The organism is Ruania alba (assembly GCF_900105765.1).
GTDB classification, from domain to species: domain Bacteria; phylum Actinomycetota; class Actinomycetes; order Actinomycetales; family Beutenbergiaceae; genus Ruania; species Ruania alba.
Genome location: NZ_FNTX01000001.1, coordinates 1,802,327 through 1,826,252, shown reverse-complemented (window position 1 = coordinate 1,826,252; position 23,926 = coordinate 1,802,327). Strand labels below are relative to the sequence as shown.

The 23,926-nt window shown below is 69.9% G+C and carries 24 protein-coding genes; 22 read left to right on the top strand and 2 right to left on the bottom strand.

Features of this window, described 5'->3' with window-relative positions; translation table 11 throughout:
- The first annotated feature begins 30 nt into the window (after positions 1-30).
- Both BLU77_RS08420 and mshC read left to right on the top strand, forming a co-directional pair.
- Entirely contained in the window at positions 31-876 is an 846-nt protein-coding gene (locus tag BLU77_RS08420; RefSeq protein WP_089772523.1) for an undecaprenyl-diphosphate phosphatase, read from the top strand.
- Positions 877-981: 105 nt separating this feature from the next.
- Entirely contained in the window at positions 982-2,238 is a 1,257-nt protein-coding gene (mshC, locus tag BLU77_RS08415; RefSeq protein ID WP_089773081.1) for a cysteine--1-D-myo-inosityl 2-amino-2-deoxy-alpha-D-glucopyranoside ligase, read from the top strand.
- Positions 2,239-2,246: 8 nt separating this feature from the next.
- On the opposite strand, the gene BLU77_RS08410 is transcribed toward mshC, so the two are convergent.
- Entirely contained in the window at positions 2,247-3,071 is an 825-nt protein-coding gene (locus tag BLU77_RS08410; protein ID WP_089772522.1) for a PAC2 family protein, read from the bottom strand.
- 179 nt (positions 3,072-3,250) lie between these two features.
- On the opposite strand from BLU77_RS08410, the gene BLU77_RS08405 reads away from it, so the two are divergent.
- From BLU77_RS08405 to hisF, 11 genes are all read left to right on the top strand, one after another.
- Positions 3,251-3,952 (top strand): HAD family hydrolase, encoded by a 702-nt coding sequence (locus BLU77_RS08405; RefSeq protein WP_245708730.1) that lies wholly within the window; start codon positions 3,251-3,253, stop codon positions 3,950-3,952.
- Complete coding sequence (locus tag BLU77_RS22895; protein WP_089772521.1) at positions 3,945-5,138, top strand: site-2 protease family protein; 1,194 nt, start codon at positions 3,945-3,947, stop codon at positions 5,136-5,138. Before BLU77_RS08405 ends, BLU77_RS22895 begins: the two co-directional genes overlap by 8 nt.
- 44 nt (positions 5,139-5,182) lie before the next feature.
- Positions 5,183-6,202: a tRNA (adenine-N1)-methyltransferase gene (locus tag BLU77_RS08395; RefSeq protein ID WP_089772520.1), complete on the top strand. Its 1,020-nt coding sequence runs from the start codon at positions 5,183-5,185 to the stop codon at positions 6,200-6,202.
- 29 nt (positions 6,203-6,231) lie between these two features.
- Positions 6,232-7,932 (top strand): proteasome ATPase, encoded by a 1,701-nt coding sequence (gene arc / locus BLU77_RS08390; RefSeq protein WP_089772519.1) that lies wholly within the window; start codon positions 6,232-6,234, stop codon positions 7,930-7,932.
- Positions 7,933-7,949: 17 nt separating this feature from the next.
- Positions 7,950-9,569 (top strand): depupylase/deamidase Dop, encoded by a 1,620-nt coding sequence (dop, locus tag BLU77_RS08385; protein WP_281242076.1) that lies wholly within the window; start codon positions 7,950-7,952, stop codon positions 9,567-9,569.
- A gap of 54 nt (positions 9,570-9,623) precedes the next feature.
- Positions 9,624-9,812 (top strand): ubiquitin-like protein Pup, encoded by a 189-nt coding sequence (locus BLU77_RS08380; RefSeq protein WP_089772517.1) that lies wholly within the window; start codon positions 9,624-9,626, stop codon positions 9,810-9,812.
- Positions 9,809-10,642 (top strand): proteasome subunit beta, encoded by an 834-nt coding sequence (prcB, locus tag BLU77_RS08375; RefSeq protein ID WP_089772516.1) that lies wholly within the window; start codon positions 9,809-9,811, stop codon positions 10,640-10,642. The genes BLU77_RS08380 and prcB overlap by 4 nt, the downstream gene beginning before the upstream one ends.
- The gene (prcA, locus tag BLU77_RS08370) at positions 10,639-11,358 is read left to right on the top strand and encodes a proteasome subunit alpha (protein ID WP_089772515.1); all 720 of its coding nucleotides are present in this window, start codon (positions 10,639-10,641) and stop codon (positions 11,356-11,358) included. The genes prcB and prcA overlap by 4 nt, the downstream gene beginning before the upstream one ends.
- Positions 11,355-12,752: a Pup--protein ligase gene (gene pafA, locus BLU77_RS08365; protein WP_089772514.1), complete on the top strand. Its 1,398-nt coding sequence runs from the start codon at positions 11,355-11,357 to the stop codon at positions 12,750-12,752. The genes prcA and pafA overlap by 4 nt, the downstream gene beginning before the upstream one ends.
- Positions 12,753-12,835: 83 nt before the next feature.
- Positions 12,836-13,687, top strand: a complete 852-nt coding sequence (locus tag BLU77_RS08360; RefSeq protein ID WP_089772513.1) for an FKBP-type peptidyl-prolyl cis-trans isomerase — start codon at positions 12,836-12,838, stop codon at positions 13,685-13,687.
- Positions 13,684-14,454 carry an imidazole glycerol phosphate synthase subunit HisF gene (hisF, locus tag BLU77_RS08355; RefSeq protein WP_089772512.1) on the top strand — a complete coding sequence of 257 codons (771 nt, stop codon included), beginning with the start codon at positions 13,684-13,686 and terminating at the stop codon, positions 14,452-14,454. The genes BLU77_RS08360 and hisF overlap by 4 nt, the downstream gene beginning before the upstream one ends.
- A gap of 33 nt (positions 14,455-14,487) precedes the next feature.
- Here hisF and BLU77_RS08350 read toward each other — a convergent pair whose 3' ends face one another.
- A complete protein-coding gene (locus BLU77_RS08350; protein ID WP_089772511.1) occupies positions 14,488-15,117 on the bottom strand; it encodes a TIGR03085 family metal-binding protein in 630 nt (209 codons plus the stop codon).
- A gap of 173 nt (positions 15,118-15,290) precedes the next feature.
- Between BLU77_RS08350 and BLU77_RS08345 the strand changes: the two genes are divergently transcribed.
- From BLU77_RS08345 to trpC, 9 genes are all read left to right on the top strand, one after another.
- On the top strand, positions 15,291-17,156 hold the full coding sequence (locus tag BLU77_RS08345) for an ABC transporter ATP-binding protein (RefSeq protein ID WP_089772510.1): 1,866 nt from the start codon (positions 15,291-15,293) through the stop codon (positions 17,154-17,156).
- Entirely contained in the window at positions 17,153-18,946 is a 1,794-nt protein-coding gene (locus tag BLU77_RS08340; protein WP_089772509.1) for an ABC transporter ATP-binding protein, read from the top strand. Before BLU77_RS08345 ends, BLU77_RS08340 begins: the two co-directional genes overlap by 4 nt.
- Positions 18,947-19,000: 54 nt before the next feature.
- A complete protein-coding gene (gene hisI / locus BLU77_RS08335; RefSeq protein WP_089772508.1) occupies positions 19,001-19,372 on the top strand; it encodes a phosphoribosyl-AMP cyclohydrolase in 372 nt (123 codons plus the stop codon).
- Positions 19,365-20,927 (top strand): anthranilate synthase component I, encoded by a 1,563-nt coding sequence (locus BLU77_RS08330; RefSeq protein ID WP_089772507.1) that lies wholly within the window; start codon positions 19,365-19,367, stop codon positions 20,925-20,927. Before hisI ends, BLU77_RS08330 begins: the two co-directional genes overlap by 8 nt.
- Positions 20,924-21,571, top strand: a complete 648-nt coding sequence (locus tag BLU77_RS08325; protein WP_089772506.1) for a Trp biosynthesis-associated membrane protein — start codon at positions 20,924-20,926, stop codon at positions 21,569-21,571. Before BLU77_RS08330 ends, BLU77_RS08325 begins: the two co-directional genes overlap by 4 nt.
- Positions 21,572-21,612: 41 nt before the next feature.
- Positions 21,613-21,918, top strand: a complete 306-nt coding sequence (locus BLU77_RS08320) for an HGxxPAAW family protein (RefSeq protein ID WP_089772505.1) — start codon at positions 21,613-21,615, stop codon at positions 21,916-21,918.
- Between the two features lie 11 nt (positions 21,919-21,929).
- Positions 21,930-22,379, top strand: a complete 450-nt coding sequence (locus BLU77_RS08315) for a DUF2752 domain-containing protein (RefSeq protein WP_089772504.1) — start codon at positions 21,930-21,932, stop codon at positions 22,377-22,379.
- A 28-nt stretch (positions 22,380-22,407) separates the two neighbouring features.
- Positions 22,408-22,986, top strand: a complete 579-nt coding sequence (locus tag BLU77_RS08310) for a DUF4190 domain-containing protein (protein ID WP_089772503.1) — start codon at positions 22,408-22,410, stop codon at positions 22,984-22,986.
- 104 nt (positions 22,987-23,090) lie between these two features.
- The gene (trpC, locus tag BLU77_RS08305; RefSeq protein ID WP_089772502.1) at positions 23,091-23,906 is read left to right on the top strand and encodes an indole-3-glycerol phosphate synthase TrpC; all 816 of its coding nucleotides are present in this window, start codon (positions 23,091-23,093) and stop codon (positions 23,904-23,906) included.
- The last annotated feature ends 20 nt before the right edge of the window (positions 23,907-23,926 follow it).

Below are 23,926 nucleotides of genomic sequence, written 5' to 3'. Positions count from 1 at the left end.
CGGGAGGTCCGGCGGTTATCGTTGACCCTCGTGACATGGTGGGAAGCCCTCGTCCTGGGGCTGATGCAAGGACTGACCGAGTTTCTCCCGATCTCCTCGAGCGCGCACCTGCGTATCGTCGGCGACCTGATGGGGCAGGACCCCGGTGCGGCCTTCACAGCGATCACTCAGATCGGCACCGAGGCCGCCGTGGTGCTGTACTTCCGGCGAGACATCGCCCGCATCATCAGCCACTGGGCACAGTCCCTGCCGATCGGACCATGGAAGCGCCAGATGCCGGCCAGTGACCCGGATGCCCGGATGGGCTGGTTCGTGATCTGCGGATCGATCCCCATCGTGCTCCTCGGTCTGCTCTTCCAGGACGCCATCGAGCACGCGTTGCGCAACCTGTACCTCACCGCCCTGGTGCTCGCCGTGTTCGCGGTCTTCCTCGGGATCGCGGATCTGAAGGGGCGCAAGGAGCGTGTGCTGACCGAGCTGACCTGGAAGCACGCGTGGCTCTACGGGTTCGCCCAGTCGCTCGCCCTGGTGCCCGGGGTCTCCCGCTCCGGCGGCACCATCACCGCGGGTCTGCTGATGGGCTACACCCGCGAAGCCGCCGCCAGGTACTCGTTCCTGCTGGCGATCCCGGCCGTGCTCGGATCCGGCTTCTACCAGCTGTTCAAGAGCGGCGGCACCGGGGGAGAGGCCGGCTTCGGTCTCACCCTGCTCGCCACGATCGTCGCCTTCGGTGTCGGCTACGTGGTGATCATCGCCTTCCTGAAGATCGTCTCCACCTACTCCTACCGCCCGTTCGTCTACTACCGGATCGTGCTCGCCGCGATCGTGGTGGTGCTGTTGATCGGTGGGGTGCTGGAGCCACTTCCATCCAGCTAGCCCGGGAACTATCGACGGTCCTGAGACCAGCACTGCCGCATTCAGCAGCAGTGTTCTCCGGCCCGTCGATAGTTCCGGACTGCTGAGAGTGGTTAGGCTGAGATGGTGCAATCTTGGACCTCTCCCGCGCTCCCCACGCTCCCTGGACGAGGGCACGCCCTCCGGTTGCACGACACGGCTACCGACCGTGCGTTCGACCCGGCCGCCGACGGCGCAGGTCGCCTGTACGTGTGCGGCATCACGCCGTATGACTCCACGCACCTGGGGCATGCGTTCACCTACGTCGCGTTCGACACCTTGCTCCGGGTCTGGCGGGACGCCGGGGTGGACACGTCCTACGTGCAGAACATCACTGATGTGGACGATCCGCTGCTCGAGCGCGCCGACGCCACCGGCGTGGACTGGCGCGACCTGGCCGCCGACCAGGTGGCGCTGTTCGCCTCGGACATGACGGCCCTGCGGGTGATCCCACCGAACCATTACATCGGCGTGGTCGAAGCCGTGGACCTCGTGGCGGCAGCGGTGGAGCGGCTCGTCGCGGCCGGTGCCGCGTATCGGGTGGACCAGGACGTCTACGCCGACCTTGGTGCCGACCCCCGGTTCGGCTCGGTCTCCCACCTGGACGAGACCACGATGACCGAACTGTTCGGCGAGCGCGGGGGAGACCCCGACCGCCCCGGGAAGCGACACCCGCTCGACCCGCTGCTGTGGCGGGGTGAGCGGCCGGGTGAACCCCACTGGGATGGTCACTCCCTCGGCCAGGGCCGCCCGGGCTGGCACATCGAGTGCGGCGCGATCGCCTCGGAGTACCTCGGCCTGCCGATCTCCGTGCAGGGCGGCGGCGAGGACCTGATCTTTCCGCACCACGACATGGGGACCAGCCACCTGCGCTACCTGGGCGACGGCCGCATCGAGGACGGGCCGGCAGACGAGCCAGTGCGGTCCTTCGTGCACACCGGCTTGGTCGCCTACCAGGGCCACAAGATGAGCAAGTCCCGCGGGAACCTCGTTTTCGTCTCCCGGCTCATCGCCGACGGCGTCGACCCGCGGGCGATCCGCCTCGCCCTGCTCTCCCGGCACTACCGGGCCTCCTGGGAGTTCAGCCACGAGCACCTCGACGAGGGCACAGCACGCCTACGGCGCTGGCGGGACGCCGTCGGCGATGGCAGTGCCACCCCCCAACAGCACGCCACCGACCACCTCGACCAGGTGCGCGCCGCCCTAGCGGACGACCTGGACACGCCGACCGCCCTGCGCGCGATGGATGCGTGGGTGGACCAGCTCAGTGGGGCGGCCGCGCAGGACCGTGCCCTGTTCGCCGACGCCGCAGACGCGCTCTTCGGGGTGGACCTCCGCGGGTAGGCGCAGGCTCAGCCGCCGATACTCCCGTGCCCGGGGTCGCGGCGGCGCAGGTACTTCTCGAACTCCCGCGCGATCGCCTCCCCGGAGGCCTCGGGGAGCTCGGCGGTGTCCTTCGCCTCCTCGAGCTGGTGCACGTACTCGGCCACCTCGGGGTCCTCGGCGGCCAACTCGTCCACCCCGTCCTGCCAGGCTTTCGCGTCCTCGACCAGCTCACCGACCGGGGTGGGCTCGCCGAGGAGCTCTTCCAGCGCCGTCAGCAGGGCGAGGGTGGCCTTCGGCGACGGTGGCTGCGCCACATAGTGCGGCACGGCGGCCCAGACGTTCAACGCATGCAGACGACGCTCGGTCGCCATGTGCGTAAGCACGCCAGTGATCCCGGTGGGACCCTCATACTCGCTCGCCTCGACGTCCAGCAGTGCCTGCACCCGTGGGTCGTCCGAGCTGGTCTGCACCGGGATCGGGCGCGTGTGCGGCACGTCCGCCAGGAGTGCCCCCATGCACACCACGGTGCTCACGCCCAGATCCTCGGCGACGTCGAGCACCTGGCGGCAGAACTCCCGCCACCGCATCGATGGCTCCACCCCCTGGACGAGAACGATCCGGCGCCCCAGCGTGGGGGAGACGGTGAGCGAGATTGTGGTGCTCGGCCAGGTGAGCGTGCGTTCGCCCTCCTCGCTCAGGCCCACCATCGGGCGGTTCACCTGAAAGTCGTGAAAGGTGTCCACGTCCAGGCTCTCCACCTCGCGGACGTCCCAGGCCTCAGCGATCTGCGCGAGCGCGGTACTGGCCGCGGAGCCGGCGTCGTTCCAGCCCTCGAACGCAGCGATCAGCATCGCCGGGGGAACATCGACGGCTTCGCTGTGCTGGCCCTGCTGCTCCTCAGGATGGGTTCCGCGGTGGCGTGGCTGACTGGTCACCGCACCAGCGTACGGCGTTCCCACCCTGCCGACGGCGGCCACCGGCCATCGCAGGGCCGCCACCGGCGAGCCGGGTGAGCATCTAGACTGGGCCGGTGCCCCACACCACCACTGACACCGATCTGGCCGCGGTCCTCTGGGACATGGACGGCACTCTGGTCGACACGGAACCGTACTGGATCGCCGTCGAGCTGGCGATGTCCGCCGAGCAGGGCGGTACCTGGGACGAGAGCCTGGCCGAGGACCTCGTCGGGCTCCCGCTGCAGGTCTCCGCCGCGGAGCTGCAACGCCGTGCCGGTCTGCGCGGGACCGTCGAGGAGATCATCGACGAGATGATCGCCCGGGTGATCGACAAGATCGCCACCGAAGGGCTGCCGTGGCGGCCGGGCGCGCGGGAGCTGCTCACCGAGCTCGGGTCTGCTGGGGTGCCGTGCGCACTGGTCACGATGTCCTGGCGGCGCCTCACGGACGTCGTACTCGCCGGGCTGGACCCGTGCCCGTTCGAGGTGATCGTCACCGGGGACGAGGTGACCCAGGGCAAGCCCCACCCGGAGCCCTACCTGCGTGCTGCCGAGGAACTCGGAGTGGACCCGGCGGCGTGCGTGGCCATCGAGGACTCCCTGCCCGGGCTCGCGTCGGCGGAAGCCTCGGGTGCCGCGGTCCTGGGGGTGCAGGCCAAGGTTCCGATCCCGGCGGCACCCGGCCGCAGCCGTCTGTCCAGCCTGACCGGGGTGACGGTGGCACAGCTGCGTCAGATCGTCGGCGGTAGCGTCCAGGACCGCCTGCTGCATGCCTGAGACACCGCAGAACCCGCCGCGCCGTCCCGCCGCGGCACGGCCAGGCCGCTCGACCACACGGGGCTGGCGGATCGGCACCCTGGACGGTGCGCCGGTGATCGTGACGGCCGGATGGCTGCTGATCGCAGCCGTGCTGGTGGCCCTCGTCGGGCCCCAGCTGCAGGCACGTCTCGACGCCGGTCCGGTGGCCTACCTGTGGGCCTTGGCCGTACCGGCGCTGCTGTTCGTCTCGGTGCTCGCGCACGAGCTTGCGCACGGATTCGCCGCCCGGAGCCGGAAGGTGCCCGTCCGTGAGTATGTGATCACCCTCTGGGGCGGGCACACCTCGTTCACCAGCGGGCTGCGCACGCCCGCCGATTCCGCCATCGTCTCCGTCGCCGGACCGGCCGCGAACCTCGCCCTCGCCGGCATCGGATGGTTCCTCGGTGACGGTCTGCCCGGTCTGCCCGGGCTCGCGATGGCGGCCTTCACCTACACGAACGCGTTCGTGGGGGTGTTCAACCTGTTGCCGGCGTTGCCGCTGGACGGCGGCAAGCTGCTCGAGGCGGCGATCTGGGCGATCCGTTCGGACCGCATCACCGGCACCCTGGTGGCGGCCCGCGCCGGGCAGGTGCTCGCTGTGGTGATCCTCGTCGGCAGCATCGGGTGGCCGCTGCTGCAGGGGCAACGCCCGAGCGTCCTGACGGCGGTCTGGGCGGCGCTGGTGGCCGGGGTGTTGTGGACGGGAGCCCAAGGGGCGCTCCGACAGGCCCAGGCTCAGCAACGTGCGCGCGATGTCGACCTGGACCGGCTCGCCACCGGCGCCCATGTGCTGCCCACCTCCGGCACCGTCGCCGACGCCGACCGCGTGCTGGCCGCGACGCCCTCAGTGGGAATCGTGCTGGTTGACGGGAAGGGCCGACCGACAGCGCTGGTGGACCGCCGGGCGCTCGCCCAGGTGCCAGGCCAGGGTCGGGACCAGGTCCCGCTGAGCGCGGTGGCGCACACCGTCCCTCCCGCGGCGCTGGTGACCCAGACCCGGGGACCAGAGGCCGTGGCCCAGGTGGCGCGCGCTGCCCAGGCGGGGGCCGCCGTCGTGATCCTGATCGGCCTGGCCGGGCAGGGCCAGGGCACCGGACGAGCCCAGGTGCTCGGGCTGGTTCCGATCGCGCAGGTGGTGCACCTGCTGGGTGGACCGCGCGCGTAGACTCCGCCCACGTGACTATCGACGATCAGCCCACCGGGGCCGCGATGCGGCGCGGCCCGTTCCGGCCCGGAGACAAGGTGCAGCTCACCGACCCCAAGGGCAGGCTCACCACGATCACCCTCACCGACGGTGGGGTATATCACACCCACCGCGGCTCCTTCGAGCACGACCAGCTCATCGGGGCACCCGAGGGCACCGTGGTGGCCACCACGGCCGGGATCGAGTACCTCGCACTGCGGCCGCTGCTCGGCGACTTCGTGCTCTCCATGCCACGCGGCGCCGCCGTGATCTACCCGAAGGACGCCGCGCAGATCGTCACCCAGGCAGACGTCTTCCCCGGTGCGCGAGTGGTGGAGGCCGGCGTCGGTTCCGGTGCCCTCTCCCTGTCCTTGTTGCGCGCTGTGGGTGACGGCGGGTCTCTGCTCTCGGTGGAGCGGCGCGAGGACTTCGCCGAGATCGCCCGCGGCAACATCGAGGACTTCTTCGGAGCCGAGCACCCGGCCTGGTCCCTGCGCATCGGTGACCTCGCCGACGTGCTGCCGGAGGCCGTCGAACCCGGATCTGTCGACCGGATCATCCTGGACATGCTCGCCCCGTGGGAGAACTTCGACGCGGTCGCCGAGGCGCTGGTTCCCGGCGGCGTGCTGCTCGCCTACGTGGCCACGGCCACCCAGCTCTCCCGGTTCGCCGAGGATGCCAAATCCGACGGCCGGTTCACCGAACCGGTTGCCTGGGAGTCGATGGTGCGGGGCTGGCACCTGGAAGGCCTCGCCGTACGACCGGAGCACCGGATGATCGGGCACACCGGGTTCCTGGTGACCACCCGCCGGATGGCGCCGGGAACGACCGCCCCGATCCGGCGCCGACGACCGGCCCCGGGTGCGTACGCCGAGGAAGCGGTGCAGGTCGAGGAGGAGCAGCTCTCGGCCGACCTGGGCGAACGCGACGTCTCACCGAAGAAGCTGCGCAAGCTGCGCCGATCCTTCGATGCCCGCCGCCGCGCCCGTGAGGGCGACCAGCAGACGGACCAGCCGCCGACCGGCCCGGATGCTGACCTAGAGTAGAAGGACCGCGAGCAGGAGGGAGCCCCGAGATGGTCACCGGGAGCAGTGGCAACACCGACCGGACCGACTCCGCTCGCGAACGAGAGCTGGCCGAGCAGGCCGCCTCGCTCGCTGCGAAGAACGAACGCCTCGTCACCGCCCTGACCACAGCGCGCTCGCAGCTGGTAGAGATGCGCTCCCAGCTGGAGGAGATGACGAAGCCGCCCGGCAACTATGCGATCTTCCTCAACGCACACCCGGACCGGACCGTGGACGTGCTCTCCTCGGGCCGCAAGTTGCGCGTCGGAATGTCGCCCAACGTTGTGGCGGACTCGTTGCGGCCCGGCCAGGAGGTGCAGCTCAACGAGGCGATGACCGTGGTGGCCGCCGGCGGGTTCGAACCGGTCGGCGAGCTGGTCACGGTCAAGGAGGTCATCGACTCAGACCGTGCCCTGGTGCTGGGCCGCGCGGAGGAGGAGCGGGTGATCCGCCTCGCCGGACCGCTGGTGGAGTCCGGCGTGCGGGTGGGCGATGCGCTCACCGTGGACACCCGCACCCACTTCGCCTTCGAGCTGATCCCACGCTCGGAGGTCGAAGACCTGATGCTCGAGGAAGTGCCGGACGTCGCCTACGCCGACATCGGCGGCCTGGCTCGGCAGATCGAGCAGATCCGGGACGCTGTCGAACTGCCGTTCCTGCACCCGGACCTGTTCCTCGAGCACGGGCTGAAGCCGCCGAAGGGGCTGCTGCTGTACGGCCCGCCCGGATGCGGCAAGACGCTCATCGCGAAGGCCGTGGCCACGTCGCTGGCGCAGACGGCGGCGCGGGACGCCAGGGGCGCTGCGGGCGCCGGGCAGGTGGCCCCGGCTGACGGCGCGGCCACCTCGCAGGCCCGCAGCTACTTCCTGAACATCAAGGGCCCCGAGCTACTGAACAAGTTCGTGGGGGAGACCGAGCGGCACATCCGGCTGATCTTCTCCCGCGCCCGGGAAAAGGCCTCCCAGGGCGTGCCGGTGGTGGTCTTCTTCGACGAGATGGAGTCGTTGTTCCGCACCCGTGGCACCGGCGTCTCCTCGGACGTGGAGACGACGATCGTGCCGCAGCTGCTCGCCGAGATCGACGGCGTGGAGCGGCTGGACAATGTGATCGTGATCGGGGCCTCGAACCGCGAGGACATGATCGACCCGGCCATCCTGCGGCCCGGGCGGCTGGACGTGAAGATCAAGATCGAGCGGCCGGACGCGGAGTCTGCGCGGGACATCTTCAGCAAGTACCTCACCTCCGCCCTGCCGATCCACCCCGACGACCTGGCCGAGCACGGTGGGGACGCCGAGGCCGCCGTGGAGGCGATGATCGAGCGCGTGGTGGGCCGGATGTACTCCGAGGATCCGGAGAACGAGTTCCTCGAAGTCACCTACGCCAGCGGTGACAAGGAGGTCCTCTACTTCAAGGACTTCAACTCCGGAGCGATGGTGCAGAACATCGTCGACCGGGCGAAGAAGCAGGCCATCAAGGACCTGCTCGCCACCGGCGTGCGCGGGATCCGGGTGGAGCACCTGCTCAGCGGTGTTGTCGCCGAGTTCCAAGAGAACGAGGACTTGCCGAACACCACCAACCCGGACGACTGGGCCCGCGTGTCCGGCAAGAAGGGGGAGCGGATCGTGTTCATCCGCACGATCGTGCAGCACAAGGGTGCACCCCAGGCGAGCCGGACGATCGAGAACCTGAACCCCACGGGTCAGTACCTGTAGACGCATAGGCTGAACCCGTGAGTGTGCGACGGGTGATGGGCATCGAGACCGAGTACGGCCTGCTCGGGGTCGGCAACCCGGGCGCGAACCCGATGCTGATGTCAGCGCAACTGGTCACGGCGTATGCGAACGAGGGGATGCCCGCTGCCGCGCGCGCTCGGTGGGACTACCAGGACGAGGACCCGCTGTGTGATGCTCGCGGTTTCCGCCTGGATCGTGCCGCGGCCGACCCGAGCCTGCTCACCGACGATCCGCTGCACCCGGCCCCCGAGGGGGACCTGCACCGGATCACCCTCCGACGGCGTCCCTCACCCCAGCCCGAGCAGGCCACCGTGGCGAACGTGATCCTTCCGAACGGCGCCCGCTACTACGTCGACCACGCCCACCCGGAGTACTCCAGCCCGGAGGTCACCACACCACGTGATGCGGTGCTGTGGGACCGGGCCGGTGAGGAGGTACTGCTGCGCTCGGCCCGGCTGCTCGCGCAGATCGCTGGGATGCCGGACGTCGCCCTGTACAAGAACAACACCGACGGCAAGGGCGCCAGCTATGGCACCCACGAGAACTACCTGGTAGATCGGGCGGTGCCGTTCGAGGACATCATCGCTGCGCTCACGCCGTTCCTGGTGACCCGGCCCGTGTTCTGCGGTGCGGGGCGGCTCGGCCGCGGCCAGCGTGGCCAGACGCCCGGGTACCAGCTCTCCCAACGGGCTGACTTCATCGAGGCCGAGGTGGGGCTGGAGACCACGTTGCGCCGCCCCATCATCAACACCCGTGACGAGCCGCACGCCCAGGCGGGCCGGTACCGGCGGCTGCACGTCATCGTCGGCGACGCCAACCTGCTGGAGATGTCCACCTACCTCAAGGTCGGGACCACCTCGCTGCTGCTGTGGTTGCTGGAGCAGGGGTCGCTTCCGCTGGAGCTGGCCGCTCTCCGCCTGGCCGACCCCGTCGAGGCCACGCACGAAGTCAGTCATGACCTCAGCCTGACCCGTGAGCTCGAGCTGGACGACGGACGGCGGATGACTGCGTTGGAGATCCAACGTGCCTACTGCAAGGTCCTCACCACCGCCGTGCGCGAGCAGGCCGATCGCACCGGGATCACGCCCGACGACCAGACCGTCGATGTGCTGGACCGTTGGTCGGACCTGCTCACGCGGCTCGGGAGCGACCCGACCAGCTGCGCGCGGGAGGTGGAGTGGCTGGCCAAGCTCCGGGTGATGGAGGCGATGCGCCGGCGCGACGGTCTCGGCTGGGACTCCCCGCGCCTGGCCGCCACGGACCTGCAGTGGTCGGACCTGCGCCCCGAACGCAGCATCTACGGCAAGCTGCGCGCTGCCGGTGCTGTGGAGCGCGTGGTCACCGAGGACGAGGTCGACCATGCCGTGCTGCACCCACCCACCAACACCCGGGCGTACTTCCGGGGGGAGGCGGTGCGGCGGTACCCGGGTGCGGTGGCCGCCGCCAGCTGGGACGCGATCGTGTTCGACGTCGAGGGCGCACCTGCGCTCCAGCGGGTCCCGATGAGCGACCCGCACCGGGGTACGCGGGAGCACGTGGGTGCTTTGCTGGACCAGCACCCCGACGCCGCGTCACTGCTGGCTGCACTCACCGCACCGCAGCCGCCAGACACGTAGGATCGAACTACGCAGGAGTGAGGCACCGCCCGGCCACCAGAAGAAGGAGAACTGATGTCGCCACGACAGTTCGACCAGCGCACTCCCGAGCCGCGCCCCGACGACGAGGTCCCGCCGCCCCCGGCCGCGTCGGCCCAGGCCCGGGACACCGAGGTGGACTCGCTCCTGGACGAGATCGACGACGTGCTGGAGACCAATGCGGAGTCCTTCGTGCGTGGCTTCGTGCAGAAGGGCGGGCAATGACCGCTCGTGCCGACCAGCAGTACCCGGACCGGCTCCCCGCCGCGTTCACCCGGCCGGGCAGCGCCTCGTTCGTGGAGTTCCTCAGTTCCTACGCACCGGAGCTGATGCCCGGGGTCGGCCCGCCGGAGGGCAGCACGCCCGTCGCCGCCTCCCCGCACGCCACCACGATCGTCGCGCTCACCTACGACGGGGGCATGGTGATGGCCGGGGACCGGCGAGCGACGATGGGGTCGACCATCGCGCACCGTCAGATGGAGAAGGTGTTCCCCGCGGACGAGTACTCGGCGGTGGGCATCGCCGGGACGGCCGGCCTGGCGGTGGATCTGGTGCGGCTGTTCCAGCTCGAGCTCGAACATTACGAGAAGATCGAGGGCACCTTGCTCTCCCTGGAAGGGAAGGCGAACCGGCTCGGGTCCATGGTGCGCGGCAATCTCGGCATGGCACTGCGCGGGCTGGTGGCCCTGCCCCTGTTCGGCGGCTACGACCCGCGCACCGGCGCCGGGCGGATCTTCTCCTACGACGTCGTGGGTGGCCGCTACGAGGAGACTGAGCACCACAGCATCGGGTCCGGCTCGGTGTACGCGAAGGGGTCGCTGAAGAAGGTCTGGCGTCCTGGCCTGAGCGCCGAGGAGGGAATCCAGACGGTGCTGCACGCCCTGATGGACGCGGCCGACGACGATTCCGCCACCGGCGGGCCGGACGTCGAGCGAGGCATCTATCCAACCGTCGCCCGGGTGAGCGAGGCCGGATACGAACGGGTGCCGGACAGTGAGCTGGCCGAGGCGGTGGCCCGCGTGGCCGCACTGCCGGAGAGGAACCGTCAGGCATGACCCAGCCGTTCTACGTCTCACCCGAGCAGCTGATGAAGGATCGGGCGGACTTCGCGCGCAAGGGCATCGCACGGGGCCGCTCGGTGATCGTCGTCGGATATGACGACGGCATCGCCTTCGTGACCGAGAACCCGTCTCGTGCGTTGCACAAGATCAGCGAGATCTACGACCGCATCGCCTTTGCCGCCGTGGGCAAGTACAACGAGTTCGAGAACCTGCGGGTGGCCGGTGTGCGCTACGCCGACCTGCGCGGCTATTCCTACGACCGGGTGGACGTGAACGCACGGGGCCTGGCGAACGCCTATGCCCAGACCCTCGGCGCCGTCTTCACCACCGAGTCCAAACCACTCGAGGTCGAGATCGCCGTCGTCGAGGTCGGTTCCGGCCAGGACGAGGACCAGATCTACCGGCTCGGGTACGACGGCTCGGTGGCCGACGAGCCCGGGCACGTGGTGATGGGTGGCGCGGCCGAGCGCCTCGGTGCTCACGTGGGTGAGCACTGGCGCACCGGCCTGACCTTGGCGCAGGTGCTCGCGCTCGCCGTGGGCACTCTCGGCACGGACGAGTCCGGCCACCGACGGCGGATCCCGACCGAGCACCTCGAAGCAGCCGTGCTCGACCGCACCCGAACGCGGCGTACATTCCGCCGGTTGGACCCTGACGCGCTGGGCACGCTGCTTGACGAAGGCGCTCGAGCAGGGACCGGACCCGCATGATCCGCCGGATCTTCGGCCTGGAGACCGAGTTCGGCGTCACCTGCGCAGCGCCGGAAGGGCGCGGCCTCTCCGCCGAAGAGGTGGCGCGGTACCTGTTCCGCAAGGTGGTGGCATGGGGACGATCGTCGAACGTCTTCCTCGGCAACGGCGCACGCCTGTACCTGGACGTCGGTTCGCACCCGGAGTACGCCACGGCCGAGTGCGACGATCTCGCCCAGCTGGTGGCCCACGACAAGGCCGGCGAGCGCATCCTGGAAGGACTCGTCAGGGACGCTCAGGAACGCCTGGACGCGGATGGTGTGCCCGGGCGGGTGCACCTGTTCAAGAACAACCTGGACTCGGCAGGAAACTCCTACGGCTGCCACGAGAACTACCTGATCCGCCGTCGGGGAGACTTCGGCCGGTTCGCGGATGTGCTCGTGCCGTTCCTCATCACCCGGCAGGTGCTCACCGGTGCCGGACACATCCAGGTGACCTCTCGTGGTCCCGTCTACTGCTTCTCGCAACGCGCTGACCACCTCTGGGAGGCCACCAGCTCGGCCACCACGCGGTCCCGGCCGATCATCAACACCCGCGATGAGCCGCACGCTGACGCCGAGCTGTACCGGCGGCTGCATGTGATCTCCGGGGACTCCTCGATGTCCGAGACCACGACGTTGCTCAAGGTGGGGATGACGGACCTGGTGCTGCGGATGCTCGAGGCGGGCCAGCTGTTCCCGGACCTGAGCCTGGAGAACCCGGTGCGGGCGTTGCGTGAGATCTCGCACGACATCACCGCCACCACCCCCGTCACATTGGCCACCGGCGCCCGGTACTCGGCCGTGGAGGTGCAGCAGGTCTACCTCGACAGGGCCCGGGACTTCCTCTCCTCCGCCCAGGAGAAGGGGCCATACGACGATACGATCCTGGAGTTGTGGGGCCGCGGGCTGAAGGCGCTGCGCAGCGGTGACCTGTCCCTGGTCGACCGTGACCTCGACTGGGCCATCAAGAAGCGGCTACTGGATCGGTACACCGCCTCGCACGGTGTGCCGCTCTCCGACCCGCGGGTGCTGCGTCTGGACCTGGCCTACCACGACATCTCCGCCCAGGATGGGCTCTTCGCCAAGCTTGCTGCGCGGGACATGGTCAGCCGGGTGGTGACCGACGCGCAGATCGACGAAGCCGCGACGAACCCGCCGCAGACGACGCGCGCGAAGTTGCGCGGGGAGTTCGTGCAGGCGGCGACTGCTCGCCGTCGGGACTACACAGTGGACTGGGTGCACCTGAAATTGAACGACAGTGCGGGACGCACGGTGCTGTGCAAGGACCCGTTCCGTTCCGAGGACGACCGGGTCGACCGCCTGATCGCCTCGATGACGGGCCCTCCGGCGGACGCAGCCGGGCTCGGCGCGTAGGATCGGCACTCGTGTCTGCCACCCTTTTACCTCGTTCGACCCGGCGTCGCGCACGCCGGCGGTCGCGTGTTCTGCTGCGGCCGGTGCTCGGTCTGCTGGCAGTCCTGCTCGCGCTGACCGGTTGCACGGAGCCGGACGTGGAGCCCACTCCCACGATCGACCAGGTGCAGGTGGCCGGCGAGTTCGGGGTCCGTCCGCAGGTCGTGTTCGAGGCGCCGTTGGAGATCACCGAGACCGCCACGACCACGGTGATCGAGGGCGACGGGCCGACACTTGCCGACGGCGACTTGGCGCTGGTCTCCTACATCGCGGTGGATGCCGACACCGGCGATGTGGTGGGCGATATCTACGGGTCGCAGCCACAGACCATGCAGGTGACCGAAGCCGCCGCAGGTCCCCTGTATTCCGAGCTCGTCGGCGTCGCCGAGGGCACCCGGCTGCTCCGCGCTGAGCTCGGCACGGCGGAATCTCCCGAACCGGTCGTCATCGTCTATGACGTGCTGCACACCCGGGCGTGGGGCGAGACCGTCGAACCCCCTGACGACGTCCCCTCGGTGACCTTGGACGAGACCGGAGCACCCACGGTCGAGATCCCCGATACTGAGCCACCGACGGAGTTGCGCATCGTCACCCTGAAGCGTGGCGAGGGCACCCAGGTGCGTGCCGAGTACGCCGTCACCGTGCGCTACACCGCTGTCTCCTGGGAGAGTGGCGAGGTGGTGGACGGCACCTGGTCCGAGGGGCAGGGGCCCACCACGATTGCCTTCACCGGCCTGATCGATGGGTGGCAGGACGGTCTGGTGGACGCCACCGTCGGATCCCAGGTGATGCTGATCGTGCCCCCGGAGCAGGCGTTCGGGGACGATACCCTGGTGTACGTGATCGATGTGCTCGCCGTCTCCCCGATGGACGGTACCGAGGGGGGAGCCGAGTGAGCGTTGCGGTACGCGTGATCCCGTGCCTGGACGTCGATGCTGGCCGCGTCGTCAAAGGGGTCAACTTCGAGAACCTCAGAGATGCCGGCGACCCCGTCGAGCTGGCGCACCGGTACGACGACGAACGCGCCGACGAGGTCACCTTCCTGGACGTGAGCGCCTCCACCGAGGGGCGCGCCACCACGAAGGAGATCGTCAGTCGCACCGCCGAGGAGGTGTTCGTCCCGCTCACCGTCGGTGGCGGAGTGCGCAGCGTGGACGACGTGGATGCGTTGCTGCGCGCCGGAGCGGACAAGGTCGGGGTGAACACCGCGGCGATCGCACGCCCTGAGCTGATCGCCGAGATCGCGCAGCGGTTCGGCTCGCAGGTGCTCGTGCTCTCCGTGGATGCTCGGCGTACTCGAGGCGACACCGTGACACCCTCGGGTTTCGAGGTGACCACGCACGGGGGCCGCCGCGGCACGGGGATCGATACCCTCGAGTGGGTCCGCCAGGCCGAACGTCTGGGCGTGGGCGAGGTGCTGCTGAACTCCATCGACGCCGACGGTACGAGCGCGGGCTTCGACCTGGAGATGATCGCCCAGGTACGGTCTGAGGTCAGGGTGCCGTTGATCGCGAGCGGCGGCGCCGGCAGCACGGAGCATTTCGTCGAGGCTGCGCGTGCCGGGGCCGACGCGTTGCTCGCGGCGAGCGTGTTCCACTTCGGAACGTTCACGGTCGGCGCGGTCAAGGACGCGCTACGCGCGGCTGGCCTGCCCGTTCGCTGAAGCCGCCGCCGGCGCCGGCGCGGCGGTATGCGGTCAGGATGCGGCCCAGTCCCGCATCCGGGCGACGGCGTCCGGCGCCCCGTGCAACGTGACGTCGCTCTGGTCCCGGCGCCCGAAGGCATACAGGGCCTGCTCCACCGGGGGACCGATCACGGCGACCCCGTCCGAGTCCCGGCGGGCCCGCAGCCGCGGACCGTGCGGGACGACGAGGATCACCCCGACCGGTGCCGTCCGGTAGGCGATTCGAGCCATCCCCGCCACGCGCCGCCACACCGCATCGAGCATTCCCTGGTCGTGCTCGCGCGGTGGCGGGAGCGTCTCCGCCCGCCGCACGTCCTCGTGGTGCACCACGTACTCGAGCAGATTCACCGCATCGTCGGCGCGGGCGGAGACGCGACGAAGCCCGGATGCACCGGCCAGCCCCCGTGGCGGGGCGATGAAATCGGCGAGCAGCTGCTCGTAGGTGTGGGCCTCGGCGCACTGATCGCCGAGGCGCATGGTCGCATCGTCGGCACTAGTCGCCAGCGCCCAGGGCCGGTGGCCACGCAGGTAGAGGTGGGCGGCCAGGTGCCGGGTCCGCCACCCGGCGCACAGCGTGGGCGCGTCCGGACCGGCCGCACGCATCGTCGACACCAGGTCCACCTGTTCCTGCTGCGCCCACATGCAGCACAGCCTCGCACACCGTCGTCAACCTCTGCACTGCCCGTCCCCCGCAGCACCTGAGACCGTTACCACGCGCGCGACCGGCTGTGCCAAGATAGGTGCCGTCCGTTTCGCCACAGCGCCCGCCTGCCGGGCTCGCGCCGCCCGCAGCCCTTCGAGGGAGTCGTCCTCGCATGCCCACCGTGCCATCCGGCCCGGACACCCACCCAGACCCTGACAGCCCGCACGCACTCTCCGGCAGCGCCGTCCGGCGTTCGTTGCTCCTCCTGGGGCGTGGCCTGAAGTCTCAGCCCCGTCCGTTCGCGATCGCCATCGGCGCCAGCGTGGGCTACGGCATCGCCATGGTCGCCTCCGGGTGGGCCCTGGGTCAGGTGACCGACCGGGTGGTCGTGCCAGCCCTCACGGGGCCGGGCATCTCGTCGAGCACCCTCTGGGCAGCCGGAGCGATCCTGCTGGTCATCGCAGCGGCGACCGCGGTCGGGGTCGCGCTGCGACGCACCTTCGCCGGGGTGGCGGCCCTGGGCGTGCAGGCGGGGCATCGCCGCGCCGTCACCCGCCAGTACCTGCGTCTGCCGATGACCTGGCACCGCAAGCACCCGGCCGGGCAGCTGCTCTCGAACGCCAACGCCGACGCCGAGACAGCGGGATTCGTCTTCGGCCCGCTACCGTTCGCGCTCGGAGTGATCGCGATGATCGTGGTGGCCAGCGGCGCCATGCTCGCGGCCGATCCGTTTCTCGGCGCGATCGGGATCAGCATGCTGCCACTGATCCTGGTGGCCAACGCCGTGTACCGCCGGAGGATGGCTCCCGCCGTCACCCAGGTGCAGCACGAACGGGCCGTGGTCTCCGACGTCGCCCACGAGAGCTTCGAAGCTGCCGCAGTCGTGAAGTCCCTCGGCACCGTCGAGATCGAGGAGGAGCGCTTCACCGCCGCAGCCGACCGCCTGCGTGCGGCGAACGTCGGTGTGGGGCGGATCCGCTCGGTCTTCGACCCGGTCATCGACCTCTTGCCCGCGCTGGCCACCCTGCTGGTACTCGCCGTCGGGTCCAGCCGGGTCGCCGCCCGAGCGATCGAGACCGGGGACGTGATCACTGCCTCCTATCTGCTCACCGTGCTCGCGATCCCGGTGCGCGCGATCGGGTTCGTGCTCGGTGACCTGCCCCGCTCGCTGGTCGGGCACGACCGGATCTCCCGGGTGATCGACGCCCGCGGATATCTCTCCGAGGGGGACCGCACCCTGGACGATGCCGATGGCGTGCATCTCGCTGTCGAGGCGGTCACCCTCCGCGCACCCGACGCCGACTCCCCGGACGGACAGCGGACCATCCTCAATGACGTCAGCTTCGAGGTCCCCGCAGGTCGCACACTCGCCATTGTCGGCTCGACCGGAGCCGGAAAGTCCACCTTGGTGGACCTGCTCGCCCGGCTCCGCGACCCGTCCGAGGGAGTCGTGCGCTACGACGGCGTGGATCTGCGCGAGATACGCAGTGGCAACCGCACCGGGACGGTCGCGCTGGTGGCCCAGCAGGCCTTCGTCTTCGAGGACACGGTGCGCGACAACGTCACCCTCGGCGACGGGACCGAGGACCGACCGTTCTCCGACGAGGAGGTCTGGAAGGCCCTGCGGATCGCCTGCGCAGACTCGTTCGTGGACGCCTTACCGGACGGCCTGGACACGGTCATCGGAGAGCGCGGAGCCTCCCTCTCGGGTGGACAGCGGCAGCGGCTGGCTATCGCACGGGCCCTGATCCGCCGCCCACGGTTGTTGCTTCTGGACGATGCCACCTCTGCGCTCGACCCGGTGGTGGAGCAAGCGATCCTCACCGGTCTGCGGGAGATCGCCGGTGACGTGACGGTCGTGGTGGTGGCCTACCGCAACGCCACGATCGCACTGGCGGACACTGTGCTGCACCTGGACCGCGGTCAGGTGACCGGGACCGGGTCGCACGCTGAGCTGCTGGCCAGTGATCCCGGGTACCGGCGCCTGGTCACCGCCTACCAGCGCGAGCGGGACGAACGTGCGGAGGTGTCCGGATGAGTGAGCCGACCAGTGCGCACATCGAGCAGACCTCCTCCCTCGGGGTCCTGGCGACGATCCGCGAGGGCATCCGGATCTCTCCGGCGATCAAGGAGGGGATCGTCGTCTCCGCTCTCCTCGCGATCGTCGCCACGGCCGGCAAGGTCATCGTGCCGATGGCGGTCCAGCTCACCACCGACCGCGGTCTGTTCGCCGAGGGTGGGGTGAATGTGCCGCTGGTGATCCAGTTGTGTGCCCTGAGCGGCGTCGCGCTGCTGCTCACCTCTGCCTGCACTACCTGGGTGAACATCCGCCTGTTCCGTGCCGCGGAGGCCGGCCTCGCGCAGCTGCGGGTGAAAGCGTTCCGGCATGTGCACGACCTGTCGGTGCTGACCCAGAACACCGAGCGGCGCGGTTCGTTGGTCTCCCGAGTGACCTCGGACGTGGACACGGTCTCGATGTTCGTGCAGTGGGGCGGCATGATGCTGCTGCTCTCCACTCTGCAGATCGCCGCCGCCACGGTGGCGATGTTCGTGTACTCCTGGCAGTTGACCCTCGTGGTGTGGGCAGCGCTCGCACCGATGGTGATCCTCGCGCCGCGGGCCCAGCGGGCCCTCAGCCGTGCCTACGGCGGCGTTCGAGAACGCGTCGGCATCATGCTCGGCCGCATCTCGGAGTCGGTGGTGGGCGCGCAGACGATCCGTGCCTACGGTGCGGATGCGCGGACCCAGCGTCGTGTCGACGCCGCGATCGATGATCACCGCAGCGCCGCTGTGCGCGCCCAGACCTTCGCGGCAGTGGCGTTCTCCACCGGGGTGCTGCTCTCCGGCCTGGCGCTGAGCGCCGTCGTCGTGGTGGGCACGATGCTCGGTCTCGCCGGTGAGATCACGGTCGGCGGCCTGCTCGCCTTCCTGTTCCTCGTGCAGCTCTTCGTCGGCCCGGTGCAGTCGGCCACCGAGGTGCTCAACGAGATGCAGAACGCCGTCGCCGGCTGGCGGCGGGTGATCACGGTTCTGCACACGCCACGAGACGTGACCGACCCGGAGCGGCCGGTCCCGGCGGGGCCCCGTGGGCCCGCCGACCTGCACTTCCAGGACGTCTCCTTCGCCTACCCGGGCACCGAACGCGTGCTCAAGGATGTGACGTTGACCATCCCGGCGGGAGCACGCGTGGCGATCGTGGGTGAGACGGGGTCGGGCAAGACCACGCTGGCCAAGCTGCTCACGCGGATGATGGATCCTGCGGCGGGGTCGGTGCGGCTGAACGACACCGACCTGCGGGACCTCACCCTCGCTGACCTGCGCGACCGGGTGGTGATGGTGCCGCAGGAAGGATTCCTGTTCGACGGCACCATCGCCGGGAACATCGCCTACGGCCGGAAGACCGGCACCAGACCCACGGACGTGTCCGAGGTGGTGCACACTCTCGGCCTGGACGACTGGGTGGCGACGCTCCCGGGTGGGGTGAGTACCGACGTCGGGCAGCGCGGGGAGGCGCTCTCGGCGGGGGAGCGTCAGCTGGTCGCGATCGCTCGTGCCTACCTGGCCGATGCGGACGTGCTGGTCCTGGACGAGGCGACCTCCGCCGTCGATCCGGCGACCGAGCAGCGGATCAGCACTGCGTTGGCCCGGCTCACCCATGGCCGTACCTCGGTGGCGATCGCACACCGGCTCTCCACTGCCGAGGCCGCCGACATCGTCGTGGTGGTCGATGCCGGCCGCGTGGTCGAGGTCGGCAACCACACCGAGCTCCTGGCCGCCGACGGCGTGTACGCGCGGATGTACGCCTCCTGGATCGTCGCCAGCGAGTAGCCGTCACCCGGCCAGGCGGGCGCCGACAGGCCCGGAACATGGCAGGATCGAGGGGTGTCCGATGCGAGCCTCACCCTGGATCCGGCAGTCGCCCAGCGACTCATCCGCAACGATCAGGGCCTCGTGTGTGTCGTCGTGCAGGACGATGACTCCGACGAGGTCCTGATGGTGGCGTGGATGGACGACGAAGCACTGCGCCGCACGCTCACCGAGGGTCGGGCCACGTACTGGTCCCGGTCCCGGCAGGAGTACTGGCGCAAGGGCGATACGTCGGGCCACGTGCAGTATGTGCGTTCCGTGGCGATCGACTGCGACGGGGACGCCCTGCTGCTGCGGGTCGAGCAGATCGGCCCGGCGTGCCACACCGGCGTGCGCAGCTGCTTCCGCGCCGGTGGACTCCTGCCGCTTGGCGGACGAGATGAGTGAGCCGTGCGCCGCGCCCGCGTGGGGTGCCACCTGGCCCGCGCTGCCGGAGTTCCGGGAGATGGCCAACCACCGCCGGGTGATCCCGGTGGTGCGCCGCCTGCTCGCCGACGACGTCACCCCGGTGGGCCTGTATCGCCAGCTCTCCTCGGGTCGGCCGGGCACGTTCGTGCTGGAGTCCGCCACCGACGGCGCCTGGTCCCGGTGGTCTTTCATCGGCGTCTCCGCACGCGCCATCCTCACCGAACGGGATGGCCAGGCGCACTGGACCGGTGACGTGCCGGTGTCGGTTCCCACCGAGGGCGACGTGCTGGATGTGCTCAGGGGGACGTTGGCCGCCCTGCACACTCCGAGTATCGAGCACCTGCCACCGCTCACCGGCGGACTGGTGGGCTCGCTCGGATGGGACGTGACCCACCACTGGGAGCCCACCTTGCCTCAGGTGCCGCCGGACGAACTGAACGTCCCGGAGGTCGCGCTGTGCCTGGTCGGCGACATGGCGGCGATCGATCACCACTCCGGGGACGTGTGGCTGATCGCGAACGCGATCAACGCCGATGACACCGACGCTCGGGTGGACGAGGCGCACGCCGACGCCGTGGCACGCCTGGACGTGATGCAGGCTCGGCTGGCCGCACCGGCCCGCTCGCACGCGCTGCGCAGCGTCCCGGCCACCGAGCCGGAGCTGCGGTTCCGGACCTCTCGGGAGGACTACGCCGTCAGTGTGCAGGCTGCCAAGGCGGCGATCCGGGACGGTGAGGTGTTCCAGGTGGTGCTCTCCCAGCGCCTCGACCTGGACTGCCCGGCTGACCCGCTGGACGTCTACCGGGTGCTGCGTACGATCAACCCGAGCCCGTACATGTACTTCCTGCACCTGGCCGATGCCGACGGCGGGGAGTTCCACGTGGTCGGGTCGAGTCCGGAGACGCTGGTGAAGGTGACCGGCCGGGAAGCGCAGAGCTTCCCGATCGCCGGTTCCCGGCCGCGCGGGCGTACCCCGGCTGAGGACCGGACCCACGCCGAGGAGCTCCTGGAGGATCCGAAGGAGCGTGCCGAGCACCTGATGCTGGTGGACCTCGCCCGCAACGACCTGGGCCGGGTGTGCGAGGCGGGCTCGGTGGCGGTGGTGGAGTTCATGGAGATCAAGCGGTTCAGCCACATCATGCACATGAGCTCGACCGTGGTGGGCACGGTGCGCCCGGAGGCCTCGGCCGTGGACGTGCTCACCGCGACCTTCCCGGCCGGCACTCTCTCCGGGGCGCCGAAACCACGCGCGATCGCTCTCATCGACGAGCTGGAGCCGGCCCGGCGGGGGATCTACGGCGGCACCGTCGGCTACTTCGACCTCGACGGTGACCTCGATATGGCCATCGCGATCCGGACGGCACTGATCAAGGACGGGCAGGCGAGCGTGCAGGCGGGCGGGGGACTGGTGGCCGACTCCGACCCCGAGGCGGAGTACTGGGAGACCCGGAACAAGGCAGCGGCGGCCGTACGTGCGGTCCAGGTGGCAGCGGGCGTGGCGGGTCTCGATGCTGATCCCGAAGGTTCTGCATGAGGAAGCCCAGCGGTCCCGCCAGATCAGGGTTGAGTCGCCGGACGGCGGTACTCATCCTGCTCGTGTGCGGTGCCGCCCTGCTCGGGGTGAGTCTGCTGGAGTGGGCCAGTGCTCCCGTGCGCACCACCATCGGCTCAGGCGGTACCGCCCGCGTGACTGGCACTGACGGAGCGCCGTTGGTGCCCAGCGTGGCGTTGCTGATCATGGCGGCTGGTCTGGCGATCGGGCTCGCCGGACGCATCACCCGGGTGGTGGCCGCTGTCTTGGCTGCCCTCGGGGGTGTGCTCGCGGTGGTCGCGTCGGTGGCGTTCCTGCGTGATCCGAGGACGCCGGTCACTTCAGCGACCGCCGAACTGACCGGGGTGCGTGAGCTCGGCGGGGCAGTGAGCATGACGGCGGCCCCGTGGGTGGCGCTGGCACTCGGCGCGGTGGTGGCGGTGCTCGGGTTGGTGCTGCCCCTGCGGATGGGGCGATGGGCGGCGGCAGCGCAGCGCTACGAACGCAGCACCTCGGATCAGGACAGCGGCTCAGGTGAGCGGACCGGAGACGATGCCGGGACCGGCGGCTCGCGGGCCGCAGGCCCGAGCACCACGATGTCCGACTGGGACGCGTTGAGCCGCGGCGAGGACCCCACGGACCGGTAGGCTGAGCCCAGAACTGATCTGCCTGGAGGAGGGCCCTGTCCATGACCACCACGTCCCGTACCGGTGTCGTTGAATCGGCGTCGGCCGATTCGGTAGCCGGCGGCCACTATCCGGCCGAGAACCTCCCTGTCGCTGCGCCGCCGCAGAACCATGGTCGGACCGTCGCCGCCTGGGCGCTCTTCTGGTTCGGTGTGATTGCTTCCACCGTGTCAGGAATCGGATTCGTACTCCCGTCGATGCCGGTGATCCTGGCAGGCGTGGCTGTGTTCGTGGTGGGTGCTGTGGTGAGCGTGGCGCTGCGCGCCGCCGGCCACGGTCAGGCCCCCAAGGCACGGGCTCGCGGCTGACTCTGGTGAATATGCAGACTGATCGACCGGAGTCGGTCGAGCAGGCTGCACCGGTGACGCACGGCCACGCGCGTGCGAAGCGCGACACGATCGCACCGACGGTACTCGGCGCCTCGATCGTGGTCGGGACCGCCGTGGTGGTCCTGATGGAACCGCACGATGGCGGCCCTGTGATGTGCCCGTTCCTGCTGTTGACGGGGTACTTGTGCCCAGGGTGCGGTGGTCTACGCACCACCTACGCCCTGGCGACCGGGGATCTCGTCGCTGCCTGGGACGCCAACCCCATGCTGGCGGTCGGATTGCCCGTGGTCGCGGTGCTGTGGCTGGTGTGGGCGGTGCGGTCCTGGCGCAACCTGCCGAAGTTGGCGCTGCCGCGGTGGTTGCCGCTGCTGGGCATCCTGGTGGCGATGTTCTGGGTGGTGCGGAACATCCCTGCTGTGCAACCGTTCCTGGGCCCCTAGCGGCCCATCATGTGTGAGAGGTGAAGAGATGAGCTATCCGCCCCCCGGTCAGGGCAACGGTCCATACGGCCAGAACGACCCGTACGGCGGGTCGTCGAACCCGTCGTCGCCGTACGGCTCCCCGGGGCAACAGCCCGGCCCCTACGGCGGATCGTCAGGTCAGCCCGGCCCCTACGGCGATTCCGCCGGACAACCGGGGCAGCAGCCCGGGCAGTACCCCCAGCCCGGGCAGTACGGACAGCCCGGCGGTGTGCCGGGGCCCTACGACGCTGCACCGGGCGCGTACCAAGCTCCGGGCGCGTATGCCGGCTACGGCGGCGGATACCCGCCGGTCGGCGGGCAGAACAACGCCCTGGGCGGATGGTCGCTGGGTCTGGGGATCGGCGGGATCGTGCTCACCTGCATGTGGGTGGGATGGCTGGCTGCGATCGGTGCGGTGATCACCGGATTCATGGCGCGCAAGGCGGTGGCCGAGGGGCGTGCCAGCAACGGCGGGATGGCCCTGGCCGGCATCATCCTGGGCTTCGTCGGGATCGCGGCAACGATCGTGCTGATCGTCCTCGCGGTGATCGGCGTCGCCTACGGCGACATGTACAACATGTTCTGAGTGGCGCGAAAAGCAGTGGCGTCTCTGCTCGGTACGCGGGCGGGTGGCTCGGGCGCTCACGGTGAGCACCTACCATTGGGAGCACACCGAGCGAGAGGCGGATCGTGACCGTTCTGGAAGACATTGTCAGCGGGGTCCGAGAGGATCTGGCCGCCCGTGAGGCTGCCGTCCCGCTCGACGCGGTGAAGCGTCAGGCGGACGCGCAACCATCGGCGAAGAACGCTATCGACGCGCTGCGCCAGGAAGACGCGGTGACGGTGATCGCCGAGGTGAAGCGTTCCAGCCCGTCGAAGGGTGCGCTGGCCGAGATCGCCGATCCGGCCGGTCTGGCCGCTGACTACGAGAGCGGCGGGGCGAGCGCCATCAGCGTCCTCACCGAACGACGGCGCTTCGGTGGGTCGTTGGAGGACTTGGCCGGTGTGCGCGCCCGGGTGGACGTGCCGGTGCTCCGCAAGGATTTCGTCGTGGCGCCTTATCAGGTCTGGGAAGCCCGCGCGCATGGGGCCGATCTCGTGCTGCTGATCGTCGCGGCGCTCGAGCAGACGGTGCTCACCTCCTTGGTCGACCGCGTGCACTCGCTCGGTATGACGGCGCTGGTCGAGGTCCACTCGGAGGAGGAAGTGCTCCGCGCGGTGGATGCCGGGGCGCGAGTGATCGGTGTCAACGCTCGGGATCTGCATACGCTCGAGGTGCATCGCGGGGTTTTCGCCCGGGTTGCGCCGCACGTTCCCGCTGGCATCGTCACCGTGGCCGAGTCCGGCGTTCGGGGCCCCCACGACGTGCTCGAGTACGCACGCGCCGGAGCTGACGCGGTCCTCGTGGGTGAGGCGCTGGTGACCCAGGGCGACCCGCGCGCCGCGGTGGCGGACATGGTGGCGGCCGGGGCGCACCCCGCCCTACGAGCGGTGCGTTCTCGATGAACTCTCGGGCAGGGGCAGCA

Coding starts and splice junctions, on each gene's coding strand:
- pafA (WP_089772514.1), top strand. CDS start 11,355: ATGATCCGCCGGATCTTCGGCCTGGAGACCGAGTTCGGCGTCACCTGC.
- prcA (WP_089772515.1), top strand. CDS start 10,639: ATGACCCAGCCGTTCTACGTCTCACCCGAGCAGCTGATGAAGGATCGG.
- BLU77_RS08340 (WP_089772509.1), top strand. CDS start 17,153: ATGAGTGAGCCGACCAGTGCGCACATCGAGCAGACCTCCTCCCTCGGG.
- BLU77_RS08380 (WP_089772517.1), top strand. CDS start 9,624: ATGTCGCCACGACAGTTCGACCAGCGCACTCCCGAGCCGCGCCCCGAC.
- BLU77_RS08395 (WP_089772520.1), top strand. CDS start 5,183: ATGCGGCGCGGCCCGTTCCGGCCCGGAGACAAGGTGCAGCTCACCGAC.
- BLU77_RS08315 (WP_089772504.1), top strand. CDS start 21,930: ATGCAGACTGATCGACCGGAGTCGGTCGAGCAGGCTGCACCGGTGACG.
- arc (WP_089772519.1), top strand. CDS start 6,232: ATGGTCACCGGGAGCAGTGGCAACACCGACCGGACCGACTCCGCTCGC.
- BLU77_RS08345 (WP_089772510.1), top strand. CDS start 15,291: ATGCCCACCGTGCCATCCGGCCCGGACACCCACCCAGACCCTGACAGC.
- prcB (WP_089772516.1), top strand. CDS start 9,809: ATGACCGCTCGTGCCGACCAGCAGTACCCGGACCGGCTCCCCGCCGCG.
- BLU77_RS08350 (WP_089772511.1), bottom strand. CDS start 15,117: ATGTGGGCGCAGCAGGAACAGGTGGACCTGGTGTCGACGATGCGTGCG.
- BLU77_RS22895 (WP_089772521.1), top strand. CDS start 3,945: ATGCCTGAGACACCGCAGAACCCGCCGCGCCGTCCCGCCGCGGCACGG.
- BLU77_RS08320 (WP_089772505.1), top strand. CDS start 21,613: ATGACCACCACGTCCCGTACCGGTGTCGTTGAATCGGCGTCGGCCGAT.
- BLU77_RS08325 (WP_089772506.1), top strand. CDS start 20,924: ATGAGGAAGCCCAGCGGTCCCGCCAGATCAGGGTTGAGTCGCCGGACG.
- BLU77_RS08330 (WP_089772507.1), top strand. CDS start 19,365: ATGAGTGAGCCGTGCGCCGCGCCCGCGTGGGGTGCCACCTGGCCCGCG.
- BLU77_RS08310 (WP_089772503.1), top strand. CDS start 22,408: ATGAGCTATCCGCCCCCCGGTCAGGGCAACGGTCCATACGGCCAGAAC.
- BLU77_RS08410 (WP_089772522.1), bottom strand. CDS start 3,071: ATGCTGATCGCTGCGTTCGAGGGCTGGAACGACGCCGGCTCCGCGGCC.